The sequence below is a fragment of the Arthrobacter sp. C2 genome (assembly GCA_024207135.1).
Taxonomy (GTDB): Bacteria; Actinomycetota; Actinomycetes; order Actinomycetales; family Micrococcaceae; genus Paeniglutamicibacter.
In genome coordinates this window covers 295336-311687 of the sequence record CP042428.1, presented here as the reverse complement: position 1 = coordinate 311687, position 16352 = coordinate 295336, and the positions used below count along the sequence as shown (strand labels likewise).

The 16352-nt window shown below is 69.2% G+C and carries 18 protein-coding genes; 6 read left to right on the top strand and 12 right to left on the bottom strand.

Annotated features, from left to right (window positions below; all coding sequences use genetic code 11):
- Positions 1 to 87 precede the first annotated feature (87 nt).
- Positions 88 to 567, top strand: a complete 480-nt coding sequence (locus FPY90_RS01380) for a Rieske (2Fe-2S) protein (RefSeq protein ID WP_071213368.1) — start codon at positions 88 to 90, stop codon at positions 565 to 567.
- A gap of 108 nt (positions 568 to 675) precedes the next feature.
- Positions 676 to 1311, top strand: a complete 636-nt coding sequence (locus FPY90_RS01375; RefSeq protein ID WP_071213369.1) for a cysteine hydrolase family protein — start codon at positions 676 to 678, stop codon at positions 1309 to 1311.
- A gap of 6 nt (positions 1312 to 1317) precedes the next feature.
- Here FPY90_RS01375 and FPY90_RS01370 read toward each other — a convergent pair whose 3' ends face one another.
- From FPY90_RS01370 to FPY90_RS01350, 5 genes are all read right to left on the bottom strand, one after another.
- Positions 1318 to 1980, bottom strand: coding sequence for a hypothetical protein (locus FPY90_RS01370; RefSeq protein ID WP_071213370.1), 663 nt, complete (start codon positions 1978 to 1980; stop codon positions 1318 to 1320).
- A gap of 44 nt (positions 1981 to 2024) precedes the next feature.
- The gene (locus FPY90_RS01365; protein ID WP_071213371.1) at positions 2025 to 3452 is read right to left on the bottom strand and encodes an ATP-binding cassette domain-containing protein; all 1428 of its coding nucleotides are present in this window, start codon (positions 3450 to 3452) and stop codon (positions 2025 to 2027) included.
- Positions 3449 to 4207 (bottom strand): CbiQ family ECF transporter T component, encoded by a 759-nt coding sequence (locus FPY90_RS01360; protein ID WP_071213372.1) that lies wholly within the window; start codon positions 4205 to 4207, stop codon positions 3449 to 3451. Before FPY90_RS01360 ends, FPY90_RS01365 begins: the two co-directional genes overlap by 4 nt.
- A gap of 8 nt (positions 4208 to 4215) precedes the next feature.
- Positions 4216 to 5022, bottom strand: a complete 807-nt coding sequence (locus FPY90_RS01355; RefSeq protein WP_071213373.1) for a glycosyl transferase family 9 — start codon at positions 5020 to 5022, stop codon at positions 4216 to 4218.
- A 202-nt stretch (positions 5023 to 5224) separates the two neighbouring features.
- On the bottom strand, positions 5225 to 5476 hold the full coding sequence (locus tag FPY90_RS01350; RefSeq protein ID WP_071213374.1) for a DUF8817 family protein: 252 nt from the start codon (positions 5474 to 5476) through the stop codon (positions 5225 to 5227).
- Positions 5477 to 5699: 223 nt separating this feature from the next.
- On the opposite strand from FPY90_RS01350, the gene FPY90_RS01345 reads away from it, so the two are divergent.
- Positions 5700 to 6188 (top strand): hypothetical protein, encoded by a 489-nt coding sequence (locus FPY90_RS01345; RefSeq protein WP_498683410.1) that lies wholly within the window; start codon positions 5700 to 5702, stop codon positions 6186 to 6188.
- Positions 6189 to 6228: 40 nt separating this feature from the next.
- Here FPY90_RS01345 and FPY90_RS01340 read toward each other — a convergent pair whose 3' ends face one another.
- The 3 genes from FPY90_RS01340 to FPY90_RS01330 form a co-directional block, all read right to left on the bottom strand.
- Positions 6229 to 6666, bottom strand: coding sequence for a VOC family protein (locus FPY90_RS01340; protein ID WP_071213376.1), 438 nt, complete (start codon positions 6664 to 6666; stop codon positions 6229 to 6231).
- 224 nt (positions 6667 to 6890) lie between these two features.
- Positions 6891 to 7961, bottom strand: a complete 1071-nt coding sequence (locus FPY90_RS01335; protein ID WP_071213377.1) for a nucleoside hydrolase — start codon at positions 7959 to 7961, stop codon at positions 6891 to 6893.
- 3 nt (positions 7962 to 7964) lie between these two features.
- A complete protein-coding gene (locus FPY90_RS01330; RefSeq protein WP_498683408.1) occupies positions 7965 to 8948 on the bottom strand; it encodes an aldo/keto reductase in 984 nt (327 codons plus the stop codon).
- Positions 8949 to 9131: 183 nt separating this feature from the next.
- Here FPY90_RS01330 and argG point away from each other — a divergent pair, with 183 nt between their 5' ends.
- Complete coding sequence (argG, locus tag FPY90_RS01325; protein WP_071213379.1) at positions 9132 to 10559, top strand: argininosuccinate synthase; 1428 nt, start codon at positions 9132 to 9134, stop codon at positions 10557 to 10559.
- A 94-nt stretch (positions 10560 to 10653) separates the two neighbouring features.
- On the opposite strand, the gene FPY90_RS01320 is transcribed toward argG, so the two are convergent.
- Positions 10654 to 11406, bottom strand: coding sequence for a DinB family protein (locus tag FPY90_RS01320; protein ID WP_498683407.1), 753 nt, complete (start codon positions 11404 to 11406; stop codon positions 10654 to 10656).
- Between the two features lie 185 nt (positions 11407 to 11591).
- Between FPY90_RS01320 and FPY90_RS01315 the strand changes: the two genes are divergently transcribed.
- Together FPY90_RS01315 and FPY90_RS01310 are read left to right on the top strand one after the other, a co-directional pair.
- Positions 11592 to 12227 (top strand): maleylpyruvate isomerase family mycothiol-dependent enzyme, encoded by a 636-nt coding sequence (locus FPY90_RS01315; protein ID WP_071213381.1) that lies wholly within the window; start codon positions 11592 to 11594, stop codon positions 12225 to 12227.
- 135 nt (positions 12228 to 12362) lie between these two features.
- Entirely contained in the window at positions 12363 to 12986 is a 624-nt protein-coding gene (locus FPY90_RS01310) for a maleylpyruvate isomerase family mycothiol-dependent enzyme (protein WP_071213382.1), read from the top strand.
- Positions 12987 to 13059: 73 nt separating this feature from the next.
- Here FPY90_RS01310 and FPY90_RS01305 read toward each other — a convergent pair whose 3' ends face one another.
- Genes FPY90_RS01305 through dxs form a run of 3 tightly spaced genes read right to left on the bottom strand, consistent with a single transcriptional unit; the run spans position 13060 to position 16209 of the window.
- The gene (locus FPY90_RS01305) at positions 13060 to 13632 is read right to left on the bottom strand and encodes a hypothetical protein (protein WP_071213383.1); all 573 of its coding nucleotides are present in this window, start codon (positions 13630 to 13632) and stop codon (positions 13060 to 13062) included.
- Between the two features lie 13 nt (positions 13633 to 13645).
- Positions 13646 to 14245 carry a DUF402 domain-containing protein gene (locus FPY90_RS01300; RefSeq protein ID WP_071213384.1) on the bottom strand — a complete coding sequence of 200 codons (600 nt, stop codon included), beginning with the start codon at positions 14243 to 14245 and terminating at the stop codon, positions 13646 to 13648.
- Positions 14242 to 16209: a 1-deoxy-D-xylulose-5-phosphate synthase gene (gene dxs / locus FPY90_RS01295; RefSeq protein ID WP_071213385.1), complete on the bottom strand. Its 1968-nt coding sequence runs from the start codon at positions 16207 to 16209 to the stop codon at positions 14242 to 14244. The genes FPY90_RS01300 and dxs overlap by 4 nt, the downstream gene beginning before the upstream one ends.
- Between the last annotated feature and the right edge of the window lie 143 nt (positions 16210 to 16352).

Here is a 16352-nt window from a genome sequence, read left to right as displayed (position 1 = left end):
CGGCCCCCGGCACGCGGGTGCGTTTGTAAGTGACATCGCAGCGTAGGCTGCGCCTGGGTGCCGCGCCCGCGTGGAATGATGGGTCCCATGAGTTTGCCCATCCCTGATTGCACGCGCCGCGCCTTTGTCGGCACCACCGTGGCCGCCGGCGCCACCCTGGCACTGGCCGCCTGCGGCGACGGTTCCTCGGCCGCACCGAACAACGAGCCCTCCGCTCCCCCGGCACCCGAAGGCGAGGGAACCGTCGTGGCCACCGTGGCCGAGCTGGCCGTGGGAACGCGCCTGTCGGTCGCCGCGGTACGCACCCGGGGCGAGGAAGCTGGCAAGCAGGCCGGGTTCCTGCTCTTCCGCCCCAACGCGAAGACGGTGCTGGCCTACACCGCGATCTGCACCCACCAGGGCTGCGCGGTGACCACCAAGGACCCCAACGGCGAGGCCTTCTACTGTCCCTGCCACGGCTCATATTTCCAGCCCGAGGACGGCAAGGCCGTTGCCGGTCCGGCCCGTGCCGCGCTGGAGCGCTTCGCCGCGCAGATCAAGGGCGACGACGTCCTGATTTACGTCTAGGGCGGCCGGTGGCTTCCCTTCCCTTGGAGGGCAAGGCGTCATAGGTTGGTGGGTGGGTGCCCGGTGGGCGCCTGCCCACCTTTTTGACCCCGAAGGAGCCTGGCTGCCATGTCCAACGAGTCCACCGCAGTGGTGTTCATCGAGTTCCAAAACGACTTCACCTCCCCCGGAGGCGTCCTGCACGATGCGGTCAAGGATTCCATGGAGGCCAACTCGACCCTGGAAAATGCCGCCAAGGTGCTGGCCGCGGCGCGTGAGCACGGCGCCACTGTCATCCACTCGCCCATCGGCTTCGCGCCGGGCTACAACGAGATCTCCGCCCACCCCTACGGGATCCTCAAGGGCGTGGTGGATGCCACCGCCTTCGTCAAGGGACAGTGGGGAGCGGAAATCGATGCGCGGTTCACCCCGCAGCCGGCCGACATTGTGATCGAGGGCAAGCGCGGACTGGATGCCTTCGGCAGCACCAACCTGGATTTCATCCTGCGTTCCAAGGGCATCACCAAGGTGGTGCTGGCCGGATTCCTGACCAATTGCTGCGTGGAATCGACCATGCGCACCGCCTACGAGCGCGGATTCGAGGTCGTGACACTGACCGATGCCGTCGCGGCAACCTCCGTGGAGGAAGGCGAGTCCGCTGTGCGGTTCAACTACCCGATGTTCTCAACCCCGGCGACCACCGACGAATTCATTTCCACGTTGGAATCCTCCCAGGACCTGGCCCACACTTCGCGCGGCTACTAGGATCCGTCAGCCACCTGCGTCAAAGCCCCTGGTCATGAACTCGACGGTTCCGTCGTCGAGCCCGGACAGCGACATCCATCCGGCCTCGCTGGCCGTCCCCGGCACCCGGTAGCTGCGCAGGTCAGCGCCCCACCGGGTGCAGAGAAGCTCGTTGCCTTCATCTACCCAGTGGATGGCGACCAGGACCCCGTCGACCCATGCCTCGTAGCGGTGGGTCGACACCGTGGCACCCAACGGGATGGGCAGCTGCTCGAGCGCACCGACCCGCAGGATGTGCGCATTGGGCTCGGCGCCCAGGTGTCCGTTGGCATCCTGTGCGTCCCAGGCGGCCTCGTTCAGCCGCCAGTAGCGCAACCGGTTCCCCGGATCCTCGATGGCCTTGAACAGCATCAGGATATCTCCGTAGCTCGGCATGGAGCCGACGGGCAGGCCCTGCGGATCCCGGCGCATCAGCTTGGCTGTGCCCAGGCTCCGGTCCCGGAACCAGCTCAGTTCCCAGCTGCCGTTCCCGGGCTCCAGGCGGAGGCGCGATTCGGCACGGTACGGTTCGCCGTCGTCCTCGACCAGGACGCGGGTGAGCAAGACCTTGGATTCCAGGGAACGGTAGAGCACCCCGACGCGCGTCTCATCGCGCACCAGCACTTCCCAGCGCTCAAAATCCTGCGGCATTCCACTCCCGTCGCCCATCCGTCACGGCCCAAGAAGCCCCCACTTTACCCGGGGCCGCCGGTCCTGTCCCGGACCCGTGCTGCAACCGCTGGGCCCATGCGGTGCACGCGGTGCGCGGTGGCGGCCATGAACGCCTCGTCGTGGGTGGCCAGCAGCACCGCCCCTCCGCGGTCCAGCACCGCCGCGAGCGCCGCGTGCAGCAGGGCCAACCCGTCCGCGTCCAGTGCCTCGGTCGGCTCGTCAAGCAGCAACACCTCCGGCTCGCGCACCAGCACCGTGGCCAGGGCCACGAGCCGGCGGGACGAGGCCGGCAGCTCGTAGGGGTGGGCCTGGGCATGCTCTCGAAGTCCCAGCGAATCCAGCACCGCGGGGATCCGCGCCGCCGCCGGGCCGCGCCTGGGCAGGCCGAAGGCCACCTCGCGGGCAACGGTCCGCTCGAAGAGCTGGTCGGAGGGATTTTGCAGCAGCAGCCCCACCGTGCCGGCGGCCAGGGATTTGCCGCGCACCTGCCCGGCGCTCGGGCACAGCAGGCCGGCGGCGGCCTTGAGCACCGTGGTCTTGCCGCTTCCATTGGGCCCGGCCAGCCCCACGCATTCGCCGGCCCGCACCGTCAGTTCCAGGCCCTCCACGACGGGGCGTGCGGATCCCGGGTAGCCGATCCCGACCCCGGAGAAGCCCAGCAGCACCTCGTCCCGTGTCCCCGGTGCCCGGCGCACCGCCGGTGCCACAGGTGCGGCGTCTGCCGGCACCGCGGTGTCCAACTCGTGGCAGCTGCCCTCGCGCAGGGCCAGCACGGTGTCGGCACCGGCCGCCAGCCGGTCGACGGCGCGGGCGAGCAGCACCAGCGCGGTGCCCCCGCTGCGCAGCCGGTCCAGCAGTTCGCAGATCCGGGCCGCGACCGCGGCGTCCAGGCCGGCCAGCGGTTCGTCCAGGACCAGCACCGCCGGCGCGTCCAGCGCGAGTGCTGCCAGCGCCACCAGGCGTTCCTGCCCGCCGGAGAGCTGGGCCGGATCGCGTTCCAGCAGCGCGTGCAGTTCCAGTCGGTCCGCGAGCGCAGCGATCCGCCGGTGCATCTGCGCGCGCGGCACCCCGGCATTCTCCAGGCCCAGGGCCAGTTCCTCCGCCACCGTCGCGCGCACCCCGGACAGGTAGTGGCGCGCGTCCTGGGGCAGCAGCCCGACCTGCCGGGCCCAGCCCACCGGGTCGATGCGCACCGCCGCGCCGGGCCGGTGGTGGATCCGCTGGCCGGCAAGGTGCAGCGTCGCGTCCAGTGCGTCGCCGTCGTGCCGCGGCAGCATCCCGGCCAGCACGGCCCCGAGCGTGGACTTGCCCGATCCCGAGTTCCCCAGGACCACCGTCAGCGAGCCCGGCGCCAGGGACAGGTTGATCCCGGACAGCGTGTCGCGGGAGGCCCCGGAATAGCGGAAGCGCGCCAGCTCCAGCCCGAGCACCCGGTTCGGCCCCGTGCTCACGCGGCGCCGGCCCAGGTGGGCGCCAGCACCGCGACCGGTCCCAGCACGATGCAGGCCAGGGCGATCCGGCGCACCCGGCGCTGGGCGGCCGAGTCCGGAACCTCGCGCAGGCGCGTGTGCGGGCCCGCGGCCGGGAAGCCGCGGGCGGCCAGGTGGGCGGAGCGGTCCGCGGCGTCCTGCAGGGCACCGAGCACCAGCGGGACCGAGCGCAGCCGCACGCGCCGGAACCAGCCGCGCGGCCCGCCTCCCGGGGTTGCCCCGCGCAGCAATTGCGCCTGGCCGATGGCCCGCTGCCGCTGCTCCAGGGCCGGAAGCAGCAACAGCGTGGCCGCGAGAAGGTAGCCCAGCTGCGGCGGGGCGGGTGAGAGGTCGACCGCGGCGACCAGGTCATGCCGGTCGACCAGCAACGTGCACAGCAGCCCTGCCACCACCAGGACCCCGGTGCGCAGGCCCAGCGCCCCGGCGGTCGCCAGTCCCTCGGCGGTGATCCGCAGCGGGCCTGCGGCGGCCAGCACGTGGCCGCCGGCGGTGTCCGCCATCGAATGGATCAGCAGCTGGGAGCCGAAGGCCGGTGCCAGGATGGCCGCGGCCAGCCCGGCCAGCCTGCGGGCGCGCCGTGCCCAGGCGGCCAGCAGCAGGCATGCCAGCAGCACCGCGACACTGAGCCACCAGCGGCCGGCCGCCACCGTGGTGGCGGTGGCGGCCGCGGCGAGGGCGAGCACGGTGAAGGGGTGCAGCCGGCAGGTGCGGGGCATGGGAGCTGCTACTTGGAGCCGCGGGAGCCGAGCACGTTGTGGCGGCGCACGAACGCGAAGCCTGCACTGAGCCGCCGGGGCAGGGCGTAGATGAGCAGCGCGGCGACCAGGAAGACAATGGCCTTGTCGCCGGGGTCGGAGATCAGCGCCTGCTTGGTCACCGCCGAGAGCAGCGAGTCGCCCATGGAGCGGAAGGCGGCGACCAGCGCGCCGGTGCCGACCCCGGAGGTGCCGCCGAAGACGAAGGCGGCGACGGGTGCGGAGAGCACGCCGACCAGCACGCCGGCGGCCAGCCCCGCCACGGGGGCCAGGTAGGGGCGGCGCAGCGCGCCGAAGCGGGCGGCGGTGCCGGCCAGGAAGCCGACCAGTGCGGCACCCGCGGCAAATGGCAGCACCGTCGGGTTGAACAGCGACCAGATCAGCGTGCCGAGCACGCCGGTGGCGGCACCTGCCCGGCGTCCGGCCAGGAAGCCGACCAGCACGGTGCCCAGCGAGTCCAGGTAGAGCGGGACCATCACGGAGCCGACGAACTGGCCCAGCACGATGTTCAGCGCCAGTGCGACGGGGATCAGGGTGAGGGTGGAAACCGGAAGCTCGGGCAGCACCGCGGCCAGCAGCAGCAACGCTGCCACCAGGTAGGCGGCGAAGGTGGCCAGGGCCACGGCCTGGCCCAGCCCGTCGACCAGGCCGGTGGGCTGGGTGAGGACCAGTGCGGTGTAGGTTCCGGCGAGCAGCAGGGCGCCGGCGGCTGCCAGCATCCGGCGGCGCAGCGGGTGCCCGGTGGCGGTCTCGGGCAGGATCAGGTTCGGTGACATGGGATGGAATTCCTCGATTGCGGGGGCACATCCCGGAAAGACCGGATGCGCCGCGGAGCGTGAGCGGGGCCTATGTCACCTTGGCCCGGGAAAGATTCTAGCGCACCGCGGATCCGTCCCCGGCCGGCACTGCGTCTTTCGTTGCCCGGCTCGTTCAGAGGTAGTTCTTCGGTTCGGCTGCTGCCGCGAGCCTGCCATGGCGTTACGTGGGCCCTGCCGCGAACTGGTCGAAAAGCCCTCCGCCATCGGAGGCCAGGACGATGAGGCTGCCGGGCGAATTTTCCGGCTCACAGCCGGCGACCGCGGAGAAATGAATGTCAAGGTCTCCGTGCTTCAGGCACAGGTACGGATTTTGGCGTTCCTGCCGGCACGTCAGGTCAAATCCGAGCGCTTCGTGGAAAGACAGAACATGATCGAGGTTTTGGCAGGTCAGAAACCGGGATCGCTCGCTCATTAATCCCTGCGCTCCACCAATCCGGTTTGCCTGGTTGAGGGGACCCCGGAGGCCGCGGCCAGAGGCGCTCGTTGTCCTGCCGGCCCGTTGGCCCGGCCGCGTTGCCGGTGTTGCCGGCAACCACGTCCACGGCCGGAATGATGTTCCTGGGGCGGCGCGGCCCAGGCCAGAAACAGCAGACTGCTAGTCTTTCGAGATGCGCACAATCTTCACCATCCTCGGAATGGTTGCGATCATCGCTTATGCGGTGCTCGGGGCAATGCTGATGAACGACTGGGCCGTGGTTGCCGCCAGCGGGGTGCCGCTTGAGACGGCGATCGCCGACATGGCTGCGGCGAACCAGCCCTACAGCGCAATTCCAGGGGCCGTCTTCGCGTCGCTGGGTATCGTGCTCGCGCTCGCATGGGGCGTGGCGACGATATCCCGCCGAGCCACCGTGCCGATATGGGCAACAGCGTCAATGTGGGCAGGAATCCTTTCCCTGGGCGCACCGGCATTCTTCTTCACGGCGTTCGGCAACATGAATTCGGTGGGCGATACCTACTACAACTGGAACGCCGAGGCCGCGTTCGCGTTGGAGGCACCCCTCTATATGGCCAGCGGGGTCGCGTTCCTGGGCGCCACGGCCACGATGCTGGCCGCGCTCGCCATGCCAGTCCTTCGGAAGAAGCCATCGCCCCGTCCGGGGCACGGCACCGGGGAAACCGCCTAGCCCTGTCGCCGGCAATGGCGGCCCGGCCGGATGGGGAAAGTCAGCCCTTCTTCAGCTCCTGCGCGAGCATCACCAGGATTCCGCTCGGGCCACGGAGATAGGTGAGTTTGTAGATGTCGGAGTAGGTCGCCACGCCGCGCAGGGGGTGGCATCCGTGCCTTGCGGCAATCGCCAGGGCCTCGTCAATGTCATCCACCGAGAAGGCCACACGGTGCATGCCGATGTCGTTGGGACGGGTGGGGGCCGATTCGATCGCCTCGGGATGGATGTATTCGAAGAGCTCCAGTTGTCCGTGTCCGTCCGGGGTCTGGAGCATCGCGATGTTGGCGTGGTTTCCATCGAGTCCCACCGCGGTGTCGGTCCACTCGCCGCTGACGGTGTCTCGGCCGACGACAGCAAGACCAAGGTCCGTGAAAAAGGCGATTGCCTCTTCAAGGTCGCGAACCGCAATGCCGACGTTCTCAAGTTTGATAGCCATGTGGTGAAAACTACCAAGGGCGCAGGCATAACGCCAGAGCCCCGGACCGCCGTTCCCGCTCGCCAGGTGCTCCCCCGGCGGTCCGGACTTTCCCCGAGGAACACGATCCCGGATCGGCGCTTTTTTGCGGCACTCCGCTTCCGCTGTCCGCGCTGGCAAAGGCATGGCTGGCGGGTGGGTCCCGGCGTCCACGCCAGGAAATTCGGTTGCCCGGCACGTGCCACTCAGGCAGCTTGGCCAATCCGCCGGGCCAGGGCGCCGAGCCTCTTCACGAGTTCGGCGAACCCGGCCTCCGGGTCGTTCCAGGTGACCACGCGGGCGTTGGCTGGCTTGCCCCAGAGCGCGCGGAAATCGGCCACGGTGGTGCCGATGAGCAGCGGGGATTCGGTTTCCACGGCCACGGTTGCCTCCCGGCTCTTGTATTCCAGGGTGCCGGCCGCGATCCCGGCGGCGAAGAAGTCGTGCACGTGGGCGATGTAGCCCTGGTCGTAGTCGCGGTGGAACTCGAAGTAGAAGCGCAGCGCATCGGACAGGTAGCGCACCAGCGGGTTCGAGGCCGTGCTGCGGGTGCCTTCCGGGTCGTCCCCGCGCACGATCTCCGGTTCGGTGCATCCGGCGGCCGCGGCCAGGTCGGCGAGCAGTTCGGGGCGCATCTCGAAGCGCTCGGTGGTGTCCAGCGAGCAGACGATCGGCAACTTGGACGCCTCCAGCCCGGCCTCGGCGGCGGCCGTGTACGCGGCGTAGACCTCGGCGGCGGCGTGCGGGTCCACGTGCGTGTTCCACTCGGCGGTCGGGGTGGTGTTGCCCTGGTGGTAGAAGGCCCCGCCCATGATCACGACCCGGCCCAGGAGCCAGGGCAGCCGCGGTTCGCGGCGCAGCGCGAGCGCGAAGTTGGTCAGCGGGGCACTGAGCAGCGCGGTGAGCTCCCCGGGGCTGGCGCGGGCCGCCTCGATCCAGTGATCGACAGCGTCCCGTTCCCCCGCACCCGGGTCCGCCGGTGCAGCATCGGGCAGCGTGGCGTACCCGACGCCCTGCGGGCCGTGGGTTTCCGGGGTGGTCAGCAGCGGGACGGTCAGCGGTTCGCGTGCCCCGATGAGCACCGGCACGTCCGGCGCCCCGCACAGCGCCAGCAGCGCCCGGTTGTTCGCCGCGACCTGGTCGGCGCCGACGTTGCCGGGCGTGGAGGTGACCGCCACGATTTCGACGTGTTCGCAGGCGGCCAGGTAGGCCAGGGCCAGGGCGTCGTCGATCCCGGTGTCGTTGTCGAGCAGGATCCTGGTGCGCGGAAAGTCCATGGCCTAGAAGAGTGCGATCTTCGGCACGCGCGGGAAGATCGTGTCGAGTTCGGCCAGATCCTCTGCCGACGGCTTCCAGGAGACCGCCGCGGCGTTCTGCGCGACCTGCTCGGGCAGCGTGGCCCCGGCGATGACGCTGGCGACCGAGGGTTGGGCGGCGAGCCAGGAGAAGGCGATCTCAAGTTCGGTGAAGCCGCGCTCGCGGGCGAAGTCGGAGAACGTGCGCAGCTGCCCGAAGTCCACGGTGTGCATCAGGTGCTGCCGGGCGTGGGTCAGCCGGGAGCCTTCCGGGGCCCGTCCATCGGAATACTTGCCGGTGAGCAACCCGTTGGCCAGCGGGAAGTACGGCAGCAGGCCCAGCGAGTACGCCTCGGCGGCCGGGGCCACCTCGAGCTCGGCGCGCCGATCCAGCAGGTTGTAGTGGTTCTGCGAGGAGATGAAGCGCGTGCCGCCGCAGATGCGGGCGGTGAATTCGGCCTCGGCGATCTGCCAGCCGGCGCGGTTCGAATGCCCGATGTAGCGCACCTTGCCGGCGGCCACCAGGTCGTCCAGGGCGGCCAGCGTTTCCTCGATGGGGGTCAGCGGGTCCGGGCTGTGGAACTGGTACAGGTCGATGTACTCGGTGCCCAGCCGGCGCAGGGAGGCTTCCACGGCGCGGATGATGTAGCGGCGCGAGCCGCGGGCACCGAAGTCGTTGCCGTTTGCCCCGCCCATGTCCATGCCGAACTTGGTGCCGATCACGACCTCGTCGCGGCGTGTGCCCAGCGCCTTGCCGAGCAGGGTCTCCGAGAGGCCGGGCTCCCTGCCGTAGGTGTCGGCGACGTCGAAGAATGTGATTCCGGACTCAAGGGCGGCGTTGATGACGGCGTCGGTTCCGGCTTGGTCCTCGGTGGCTGTCCCGGCACGGCCCAGGTTGTTGCAGCCGAGCCCGACGGCCGAAACCACCAGCCCGGAATTGCCCAAACGGCGATACTCCACAGTGCTCATAAGGATTCATCCCTTCAAATAATTATGCATTCGGTGCCGCCCGCGAAGGCATCCCCGGCGCGGGCCCGCGACCACGGTCCTTAGAAAATCCAAGTATGACCTGCTTTTCGGCCCGTTGCATGTCGCCCGGCTGCCTTGTCATTGTTCCCCGGAAACTCCCTTGCACGCTATAGGATGGAGGACATGTCTAAAGTCCTCACCTCCCTGCCCGTTGGCGAACGCGTAGGTATCGCGTTCTCCGGTGGCCTTGATACTTCCGTCGCCGTTGCCTGGATGCGTGAAAAGGGTGCCATCCCCTACACGTACACCGGCGACCTTGGCCAGTACGATGAACCGAATATTGATGCAGTCCCGGGCCGCGCCCTGGAATACGGCGCCGAGGCCGCACGCCTCGTCGACTGCAAGCCGGCCCTGGTCGAAGAGGGCCTGGTGGCCCTGGCCTGCGGTGCCTTCCACATCCGCTCCGGCGGCAAGGCCTACTTCAACACCACCCCGCTGGGCCGCGCCGTGACCGGCACCCTGCTGGTTCGCGCCATGCGCGAAGACGGCGTGGACGTGTGGGGCGACGGCTCGACCTACAAGGGCAACGACATCGAGCGGTTCTACCGCTACGGCCTGCTCTCGAACCCGAAGCTGCGCATCTACAAGCCGTGGCTTGACCCGGCATTCGTCCACGAGCTCGGCGGCCGCTCGGAAATGAGCGAATGGCTCATCGAGCGCAACTTCCCGTACCGCGACTCGGCCGAGAAGGCCTACTCCACCGATGCAAACATCTGGGGCGCGACCCACGAGGCCAAGACCCTCGAGCTGCTGAACACCTCCCTGGAATCGGTCGAGCCGATCATGGGCGTGCGCTACTGGGACGAATCGGTTGCCATCAAGGCCGAAGACGTCTCGGTGACCTTCGAGGCCGGCCGCCCGGTCGCCATCAACGGCGTGGAATACGCCGATGCGGTCGCACTGGTCGACGAGGCCAACAAGATCGGTGGCCGCCACGGCCTGGGCATGAGCGACCAGATCGAGAACCGCATCATCGAGGCCAAGTCCCGCGGCATCTACGAGGCACCCGCCATGGCGCTGCTGCACATCGCCTACGAGCGCCTGCTCAACGCCATCCACAACGAAGACACCGTGGCCAACTACCACGCAGAAGGCCGCCGCCTGGGCCGCCTGATGTACGAAGGCCGCTGGCTGGACCCTCAGGCCCTGATGCTGCGCGAGTCCCTGCAGCGCTGGGTCGGCTCGGCCGTCACCGGGACGGTCACCGTGCGCCTGCGCCGCGGCGACGACTACACGGTGCTTGACACCGAGGGCCCGAACCTCAGCTACCACCCGGACAAGCTGTCCATGGAGCGCGTGGGCGACTCGGCCTTCGGCCCGCTGGACCGCATCGGCCAGCTGACCATGCGCAACCTGGACATCGCCGATTCCCGCTCGCGCCTGGAGCAGTACGCCAACCAGGGCCTGCTGGGCAACAAGACCGTCGAGCTCGTCGGCAAGCTTGAGGCAGGCGGAGCTTCGGCCATCGTCGATGCCGAGGCCGTTGACGCCGATGAGTTGGCTTCCGATCGCGCCCTGGAACGCGCTGCCTTCGATTCGGGCACGGACTAGAAACACCACGCCGGCCCACACGGGCGGCAGGCAACCGGGGCGGGGTCCCTCACCAGTTTCTGGTGAGGGGCCCCGCCCTTTTTCGCGCCCGGCCTCAGTCCCGTTTCTCGAGGACGTCGAGGTCGCGCACGGCAAAGCGGAGGTGTTCCCATTCCTCGGACAGGATCACGTGCAGGCAGGAACGCGTGCTCTGCTCGCGGTCCGGGTTCCAGGGATTGGGGTGCCGGTGTTCGAGGTCGCCGTCCGTGAGCCTGGCCAGGAACCCCCGCACCATCGCCACGCGCCCGGCCCTGGCCTCGAGCACCTCCGAGTAGGCCGGAACGCCGGGGGTGAACACGGAGGCGTCGTAGCCGTATTCCGCAAAGCCGTCGTTGGGCTGGCCCAGGGGGTGGAACGGGGCCTCGAGGCCTTCGATGGTGAGGCGCAGCCAGATGTCGGTGGCCATGACCAGGTGGCGCAGCGTCTGGGAGAAGGACCATTCCCCGTCCACCGACTCGTCGACCACCCCCGCCGGCAGCGCCGCGACCCGCTCCATGGTGGACGCCCAGGCCTGCTCGACGGCCGTCCAGGCACCGCGCAGGCCCTCGGGGTCAGCAGCCAGCATCGTTGCCCTGCCCGGGAAGCGGCGCAGCATTTCCGCGCGCACAAAGGGCACCACGTCGATGCCGTTGACCAGCAGGACTCCCCCGGCCCGCAGGAGCCACGGGTCATCGATCTCGGCTCCCTGCATGTTGCCCCCAAGCATCTTCGCATCCGAGAGGTCGCAGCCGTTGAACCAGGATCCGCGCAGGTCTGCGTCGTTGAACCGCGATCCCTGCAGGTTGTCGCTCGAGTCGAAGATTGCCATGCTGGTCCTCCCGTGGGCGGCTCGCCACGGCGATGGCCGCCGGGCGGGATGGAGCGTGGCGGCCACTCGGGTGGCCGCGAGCCCACGGTATCACCGGCGTGGCGGTTCCCGGATGCCGGCAGCGGCGCCGGCTTGCTAGACTTCTCGACCACGCCCCGTTGCCTACGTTCGGAGAAACCCTGCCCATGAACACCGCACGCAACAGGCTCTGGTCCTTGGCCCACGCGGAGCGCGCGGCCCTGTCCCGGGATCTTGCCGGCCTCGAGGATGCCCAGTGGGCAACCGGCTCGCTGTGCGGGCGCTGGAGCGTGGAGGAGGTCGTGGCGCACCTGACCGCGGCGGCAAGCGTTGGCCCGGCCCGCTGGGTCGCCAGCGTGCTGGGTGCCAGGTTCGATTTCGACCTGCACAACGACCGGCGGCTGGCCGAGCACCGCGGGGCAACCCCCTCCGAAACGCTGGCACGCTTTCGTACGATCGAGACCAGCACCACTTCGACGTTTGGGCCGGTCGAGGCCTGGGTGGGCGAGGTGGTCATCCACGGCCAAGACATCCGCCATCCGCTGGGGATGGATCACGACGTCGACGGTGCGGCCGCCACCGCGGTCGCCCGCTTCCTCGCGAAGGGGGACTTCACCGTGCCGAGCAAAACGAACATTTCCGGGTTGCGGCTTGAGGCCACCGACGGCCCATTCGCCAGCGGTGCCGGCCCGCTCGTCATGGGCACAACCCTGGCGCTGGTGATGGCCATGGCCGGACGCGGCGCCTACTGCGGCCAGCTCACCGGGGAAGGCGTTGAAACCCTGCGGGCGCGGTGTTCCTGACTCCCGGGCGGTGCCACGGGCAGCCATGGACACGGAAGCGTCGTGGACCTGGTGGCCCGATGGACGACGCCCGAGACGCGTGTGGAAGAATCGCGTGGGCAAGAGTGAAAGTGAACAGGAAAGGTTGGTGCAGCCGTGGACCTTGAGAACGATCCGGAGCGCGCCTCCCGGCTGTGCCGCGAGGCGCAGGCGCGGTTGATGGGCAATGTGGCAAACCTGGCGGACCCCGAGGTTCGCGCACCGAGCCAACTGCCCGGCTGGAGCGTGGGCCATGTCCTGACCCATCTGGCCCGCAACGCCGATGCGCACACGCGACGCCTGGCCGGCGCCCTGGACGGGCAGGATGTTCCCAAGTACGCCAGCGGAGAGGGCCAGCGCCGGGTCGAGATCGAGGATGGCGCCGGAAGGCCGGCCGTTCAGGTCGTTGCCGACCTCCGCAGCAGCATGGCGCACCTGGAAGAGGTGTTCGACCGGTCCTCCGACGCCGGGTGGCCCAACGGCCATTTCCTCGGCGGAGGGCACTACGGCGTTTCGGGCTGCCCCGCCCACCGGCTGCGCGAAGTGGAAATGCACCATGTGGATCTCGGGCTCGGCTACACGCCACTGGACTGGCCCGAGGAATATGTGGGCTGGGATCTCCCGATGCTCCTCGCAACCGCCCCGGGTAGGCTGGGCAACCCCTCCGAAAAGCGATTGTTCATGGCCTGGCTGGCCGGACGCGGTCCCCTTGACCCCTCCACGAATCTGGATCCATGGTAGCCACAGCGCACCGAATTCGGGCAGCACAACGCCCGGCAACGATCCCTCGCTGCCGGGCGTTTGTCCGTAGCCCTTAGCCCAGGGAGAAGGGTGCCTTGGCCGGCAGCGGGTAGGCCTGGCGGAGTTTCTCAACGTCCTCGAACGGCGCGGTCGCGATGGACAGCTTGGTAAAGTCCAGCTTGGCTTCGCGCAGGCAGGTCTTGATGGCCGACACGGCCTTCTTCGGCTCCGGCGAGAGGATCCTGATGTTCAGCTTGCGGGTCGCGAAGTCGGAGGACTCCACGGTTCCCAGTCCGCGCCACGCCAGGTGGCCCACCAGGGCCTCCTTGGCCGTGGCTTCCAGGTAGCGGTCGCGGTCGGTGCCCTCGGCGGTCTTCAGCGCGTACTGCACGATGACCCAGCCCTGGTCGGCGTCCGTGATGGTCGCGAAGCCGTCGACCTGGCACTGCTCGGTGAAGGCGTCCAGCAGGCCCGTGGCGGTGGCCTCGTTGACGTCCTTGGCGGTCTCGGTCGTGGACATGTGCCCGACGGTGCCGTGGTTGACGACGAACTGGCCAAGCTCTTCGCCCTCGTAGGTGGAGAACCAGGCCTCGCGGAAGTATAGGGTTCCATCTTCGTCGCGTCGGTAGGTGCGAACTATTGACATATGGTGGTGCTCCTTAGCGGGATGGTGTCTGTGAAAATTCGGTGCGGCCGCGGGCCAGCCAGCCGGTGGCGGTGCCGTCGAAGGGGGCATGTCCCTGCCCGACCGCATGCAGCAGCGTCCGCGCCTCGGCCCCGATGCTCCGGACCAGCGCCGGCGGGTAGCCCATGGCCGCGGCGTGCTGCGCAAATTCGTCCTCGTCATCGAGGAAGACCCCGCGCGAGCGCGAGTCGACGACATCCAGGTCCATGTCCACGGAGTTCGCTTCCCAGCCGCCGCGGGCCAGTTCACGCCAACCGATCTGCGTGGACAGGTCAAGGTACACGCGGAAGTCCTCGGCGGGGTCGTCGTAGAACGTGCCCAGCCATTGCCCGGCACGCGGCACCAGGCAGACCGCATCGGTGTCGGCCCAGTGTCCGTGGCCGGGACGCGAGACCAGCGAGCCTGCCGGCTGGTAGATCCAATGGCCATGGGTATCCGCGCCCAGGTAGCGCCCGGGCACCACCCAGTGCGGGTGCCCGTCGTATTTCCAGGCACGGGCCACCACCAGGTCCCCGGGGGCGGCGCCGGCCGGGTCCCGGGGCAGGTTCGCGGGCACCGGTGCTGCTGCGCTCACAGCTGGGGAATCTGTCCGGTGGGCATCTCGGCCCCGGGCAGCGGCCGGGCGAAGGGGACCTTGGTGCCCAGCACCTGGGCCAGGGTGTCGTTGGCGATCCGGTCGGCGGTGAGCCCGACCCGCTCCATGACCTCGCCGCGGGTGCCGTGGGCGAGGAACTCGGTGGGCAGCCCGACCTCGTTCAGCGCCGTGTCGACCCCGGCGGCCCGCATTTCCTGGCGGATCCGCGATCCCACGCCTCCGGCGCGCACGCCGTCCTCGACGCAGACCACGATGCGGTGGCGGGCGGCCAGGCCGATGATGGAGCGCGGCACCGGCAGCACCCAGCGCGGGTCGACCACCGTGACGGTGATGCCCTGGGCGTTCAGGCGCGCCGCGACGTCCAGGCAGAGCTCGCTCATGGCTCCCACCGAGACGATGAGCACGTCGCGTTCCTCGCCGGCACCGAGCTTGGCCAGGATGTCCACGCCGTCGTGCAGGCGCTGGATCGCGACGATCTCCGGTCCCACGTTGCCCTTGGAGAACCGCACCACCGAGGGCGCATCCTTGATGGCCACGGCCTCGCGCAATTCCTCGCGCAGGCGCACCGCGTCGCGCGGGGCGGCCAGGTGCAGGTGGGGCACGATCTGCATCAATGCCATGTCCCACATGCCGTGGTGGCTGGGGCCGTCCGGGCCGGTGACCCCGGCACGGTCCAGCACCACGGTGACACCCGCCTTGTGCAGGGCCACGTCCATGAGCAGCTGGTCGAAGGCGCGGTTCAGGAAGGTCGCGTAGACGCAGACCACCGGGTGCAAGCCGCCGAAGGCCAGTCCGGCGGCGGAGGTCATCGCGTGCTGTTCGGCGATGCCGACATCCAGCACGCGGTCGGGGTGGCGTTCGGCCATGGTCTTCAGTCCCACCGGCTGCAGCATCGCCCCGGTGATCGCGACGATGTCTGCCCGCTCGTCGGCGATGTCGGCGATCTCCTCGCCAAAGACACTGGTCCAGGAGCGGGCCGAGGCCTTGGAGACCGGCTCGCCGGTCTGCGGATCGATGACCCCCACGGCGTGGAACTGGTCAGCCTCGTCGGCGCGGGCGGGCGCGTAGCCGCGGCCCTTCTCGGTCAGCGCGTGCACGATGACCGGGCCGGCGAACTTCCGCGCCTGCAGCAGCGCCTCGTCGACGGCCCCCTGGTTGTGCCCGTCGATGGGGCCGATGTACTTCATGCCCAGGTCCTCGAAGAGTCCCTGGGGTGCCCACCAGTCCTTGATGCCCTTCTTGGTGGCATGCAGTGACTTGTAGGCGAACTGGCCCACCGCGCCCGAGTCCTTCAGCCGGTTCTTGAGCTTGTCCATGGTGTCTTCGTAGGCGGGGTGCGTGCGGAACTGGTCCAGGCGCTGGCGCAGCCCGGCCAGTTGGTCGGCGAGCCCGCCGATGGTCGGGGCGTAGGAGCGGCCGTTGTCGTTGACCACGATGACCACCCGGCGGTCCTTGTCGGCGGCGATGTTGTTGACCGCTTCCCAGGCCATGCCGCCGGTCAGGGCGCCGTCGCCCACCAGGGCGACCACGTAGCGGTCGGCCTCCCCGGTGAGCTTGCGGGCGCGGGAGATCCCGTCGGCCCAGGACAGCGAGGAGGAGGCGTGCGAGGATTCGACGATGTCGTGGACGGATTCGGCGCGTTCGGGGTATCCGGAGAGCCCGCCGGCCTGGCGCAGCGTGGAGAAGTCCTGGCGGCCGGTCAGCAGCTTGTGCACGTAGGACTGGTGCCCGGTGTCGAAAATGATGGAGTCGGTGGGTGAATCGAAGGCCCGGTGGATGCCCAGGGTCAGTTCGACCACGCCGAGGTTCGGGCCCAGGTGTCCGCCGGTTCGGGCCACGTTCTTGATCAGGAACGAGCGGATTTCCTTGGCCAGTTGCTGCATTTGGGCCGCGTCCAGGCCACGAAGGTCCCGCGGTTCCTTGATGGTCTGAAGCAATGGCACGGAGGCAGTCCTTTCGAGATGACAAATACCCGTTCAATCTTACCGCTTGCGGGTTGGGGCCCGGCACGATGGCGGCGAACAACACATCCCCGGCGACGGCACCCGGCCGCCGCTGGCCTCCCCTCGCTGCCCGCACATAGGAT

Excerpts from the sequence above, each read along its gene's own strand:
- FPY90_RS01360 (WP_071213372.1), bottom strand. The coding sequence starts at position 4,207 with ATGCCCCGCACCTGCCGGCTGCACCCCTTCACCGTGCTCGCCCTCGCC.
- argG (WP_071213379.1), top strand. The coding sequence starts at position 9,132 with ATGTCTAAAGTCCTCACCTCCCTGCCCGTTGGCGAACGCGTAGGTATC.
- FPY90_RS01350 (WP_071213374.1), bottom strand. The coding sequence starts at position 5,476 with ATGAGCGAGCGATCCCGGTTTCTGACCTGCCAAAACCTCGATCATGTT.
- FPY90_RS01335 (WP_071213377.1), bottom strand. The coding sequence starts at position 7,961 with ATGGACTTTCCGCGCACCAGGATCCTGCTCGACAACGACACCGGGATC.
- FPY90_RS01370 (WP_071213370.1), bottom strand. The coding sequence starts at position 1,980 with ATGCCGCAGGATTTTGAGCGCTGGGAAGTGCTGGTGCGCGATGAGACG.
- FPY90_RS01375 (WP_071213369.1), top strand. The coding sequence starts at position 676 with ATGTCCAACGAGTCCACCGCAGTGGTGTTCATCGAGTTCCAAAACGAC.
- FPY90_RS01345 (WP_498683410.1), top strand. The coding sequence starts at position 5,700 with ATGGTTGCGATCATCGCTTATGCGGTGCTCGGGGCAATGCTGATGAAC.
- FPY90_RS01305 (WP_071213383.1), bottom strand. The coding sequence starts at position 13,632 with ATGTCAATAGTTCGCACCTACCGACGCGACGAAGATGGAACCCTATAC.
- FPY90_RS01320 (WP_498683407.1), bottom strand. The coding sequence starts at position 11,406 with ATGGCAATCTTCGACTCGAGCGACAACCTGCAGGGATCGCGGTTCAAC.
- FPY90_RS01380 (WP_071213368.1), top strand. The coding sequence starts at position 88 with ATGAGTTTGCCCATCCCTGATTGCACGCGCCGCGCCTTTGTCGGCACC.
- FPY90_RS01355 (WP_071213373.1), bottom strand. The coding sequence starts at position 5,022 with ATGTCACCGAACCTGATCCTGCCCGAGACCGCCACCGGGCACCCGCTG.
- FPY90_RS01330 (WP_498683408.1), bottom strand. The coding sequence starts at position 8,948 with ATGAGCACTGTGGAGTATCGCCGTTTGGGCAATTCCGGGCTGGTGGTT.
- FPY90_RS01315 (WP_071213381.1), top strand. The coding sequence starts at position 11,592 with ATGAACACCGCACGCAACAGGCTCTGGTCCTTGGCCCACGCGGAGCGC.
- FPY90_RS01340 (WP_071213376.1), bottom strand. The coding sequence starts at position 6,666 with ATGGCTATCAAACTTGAGAACGTCGGCATTGCGGTTCGCGACCTTGAA.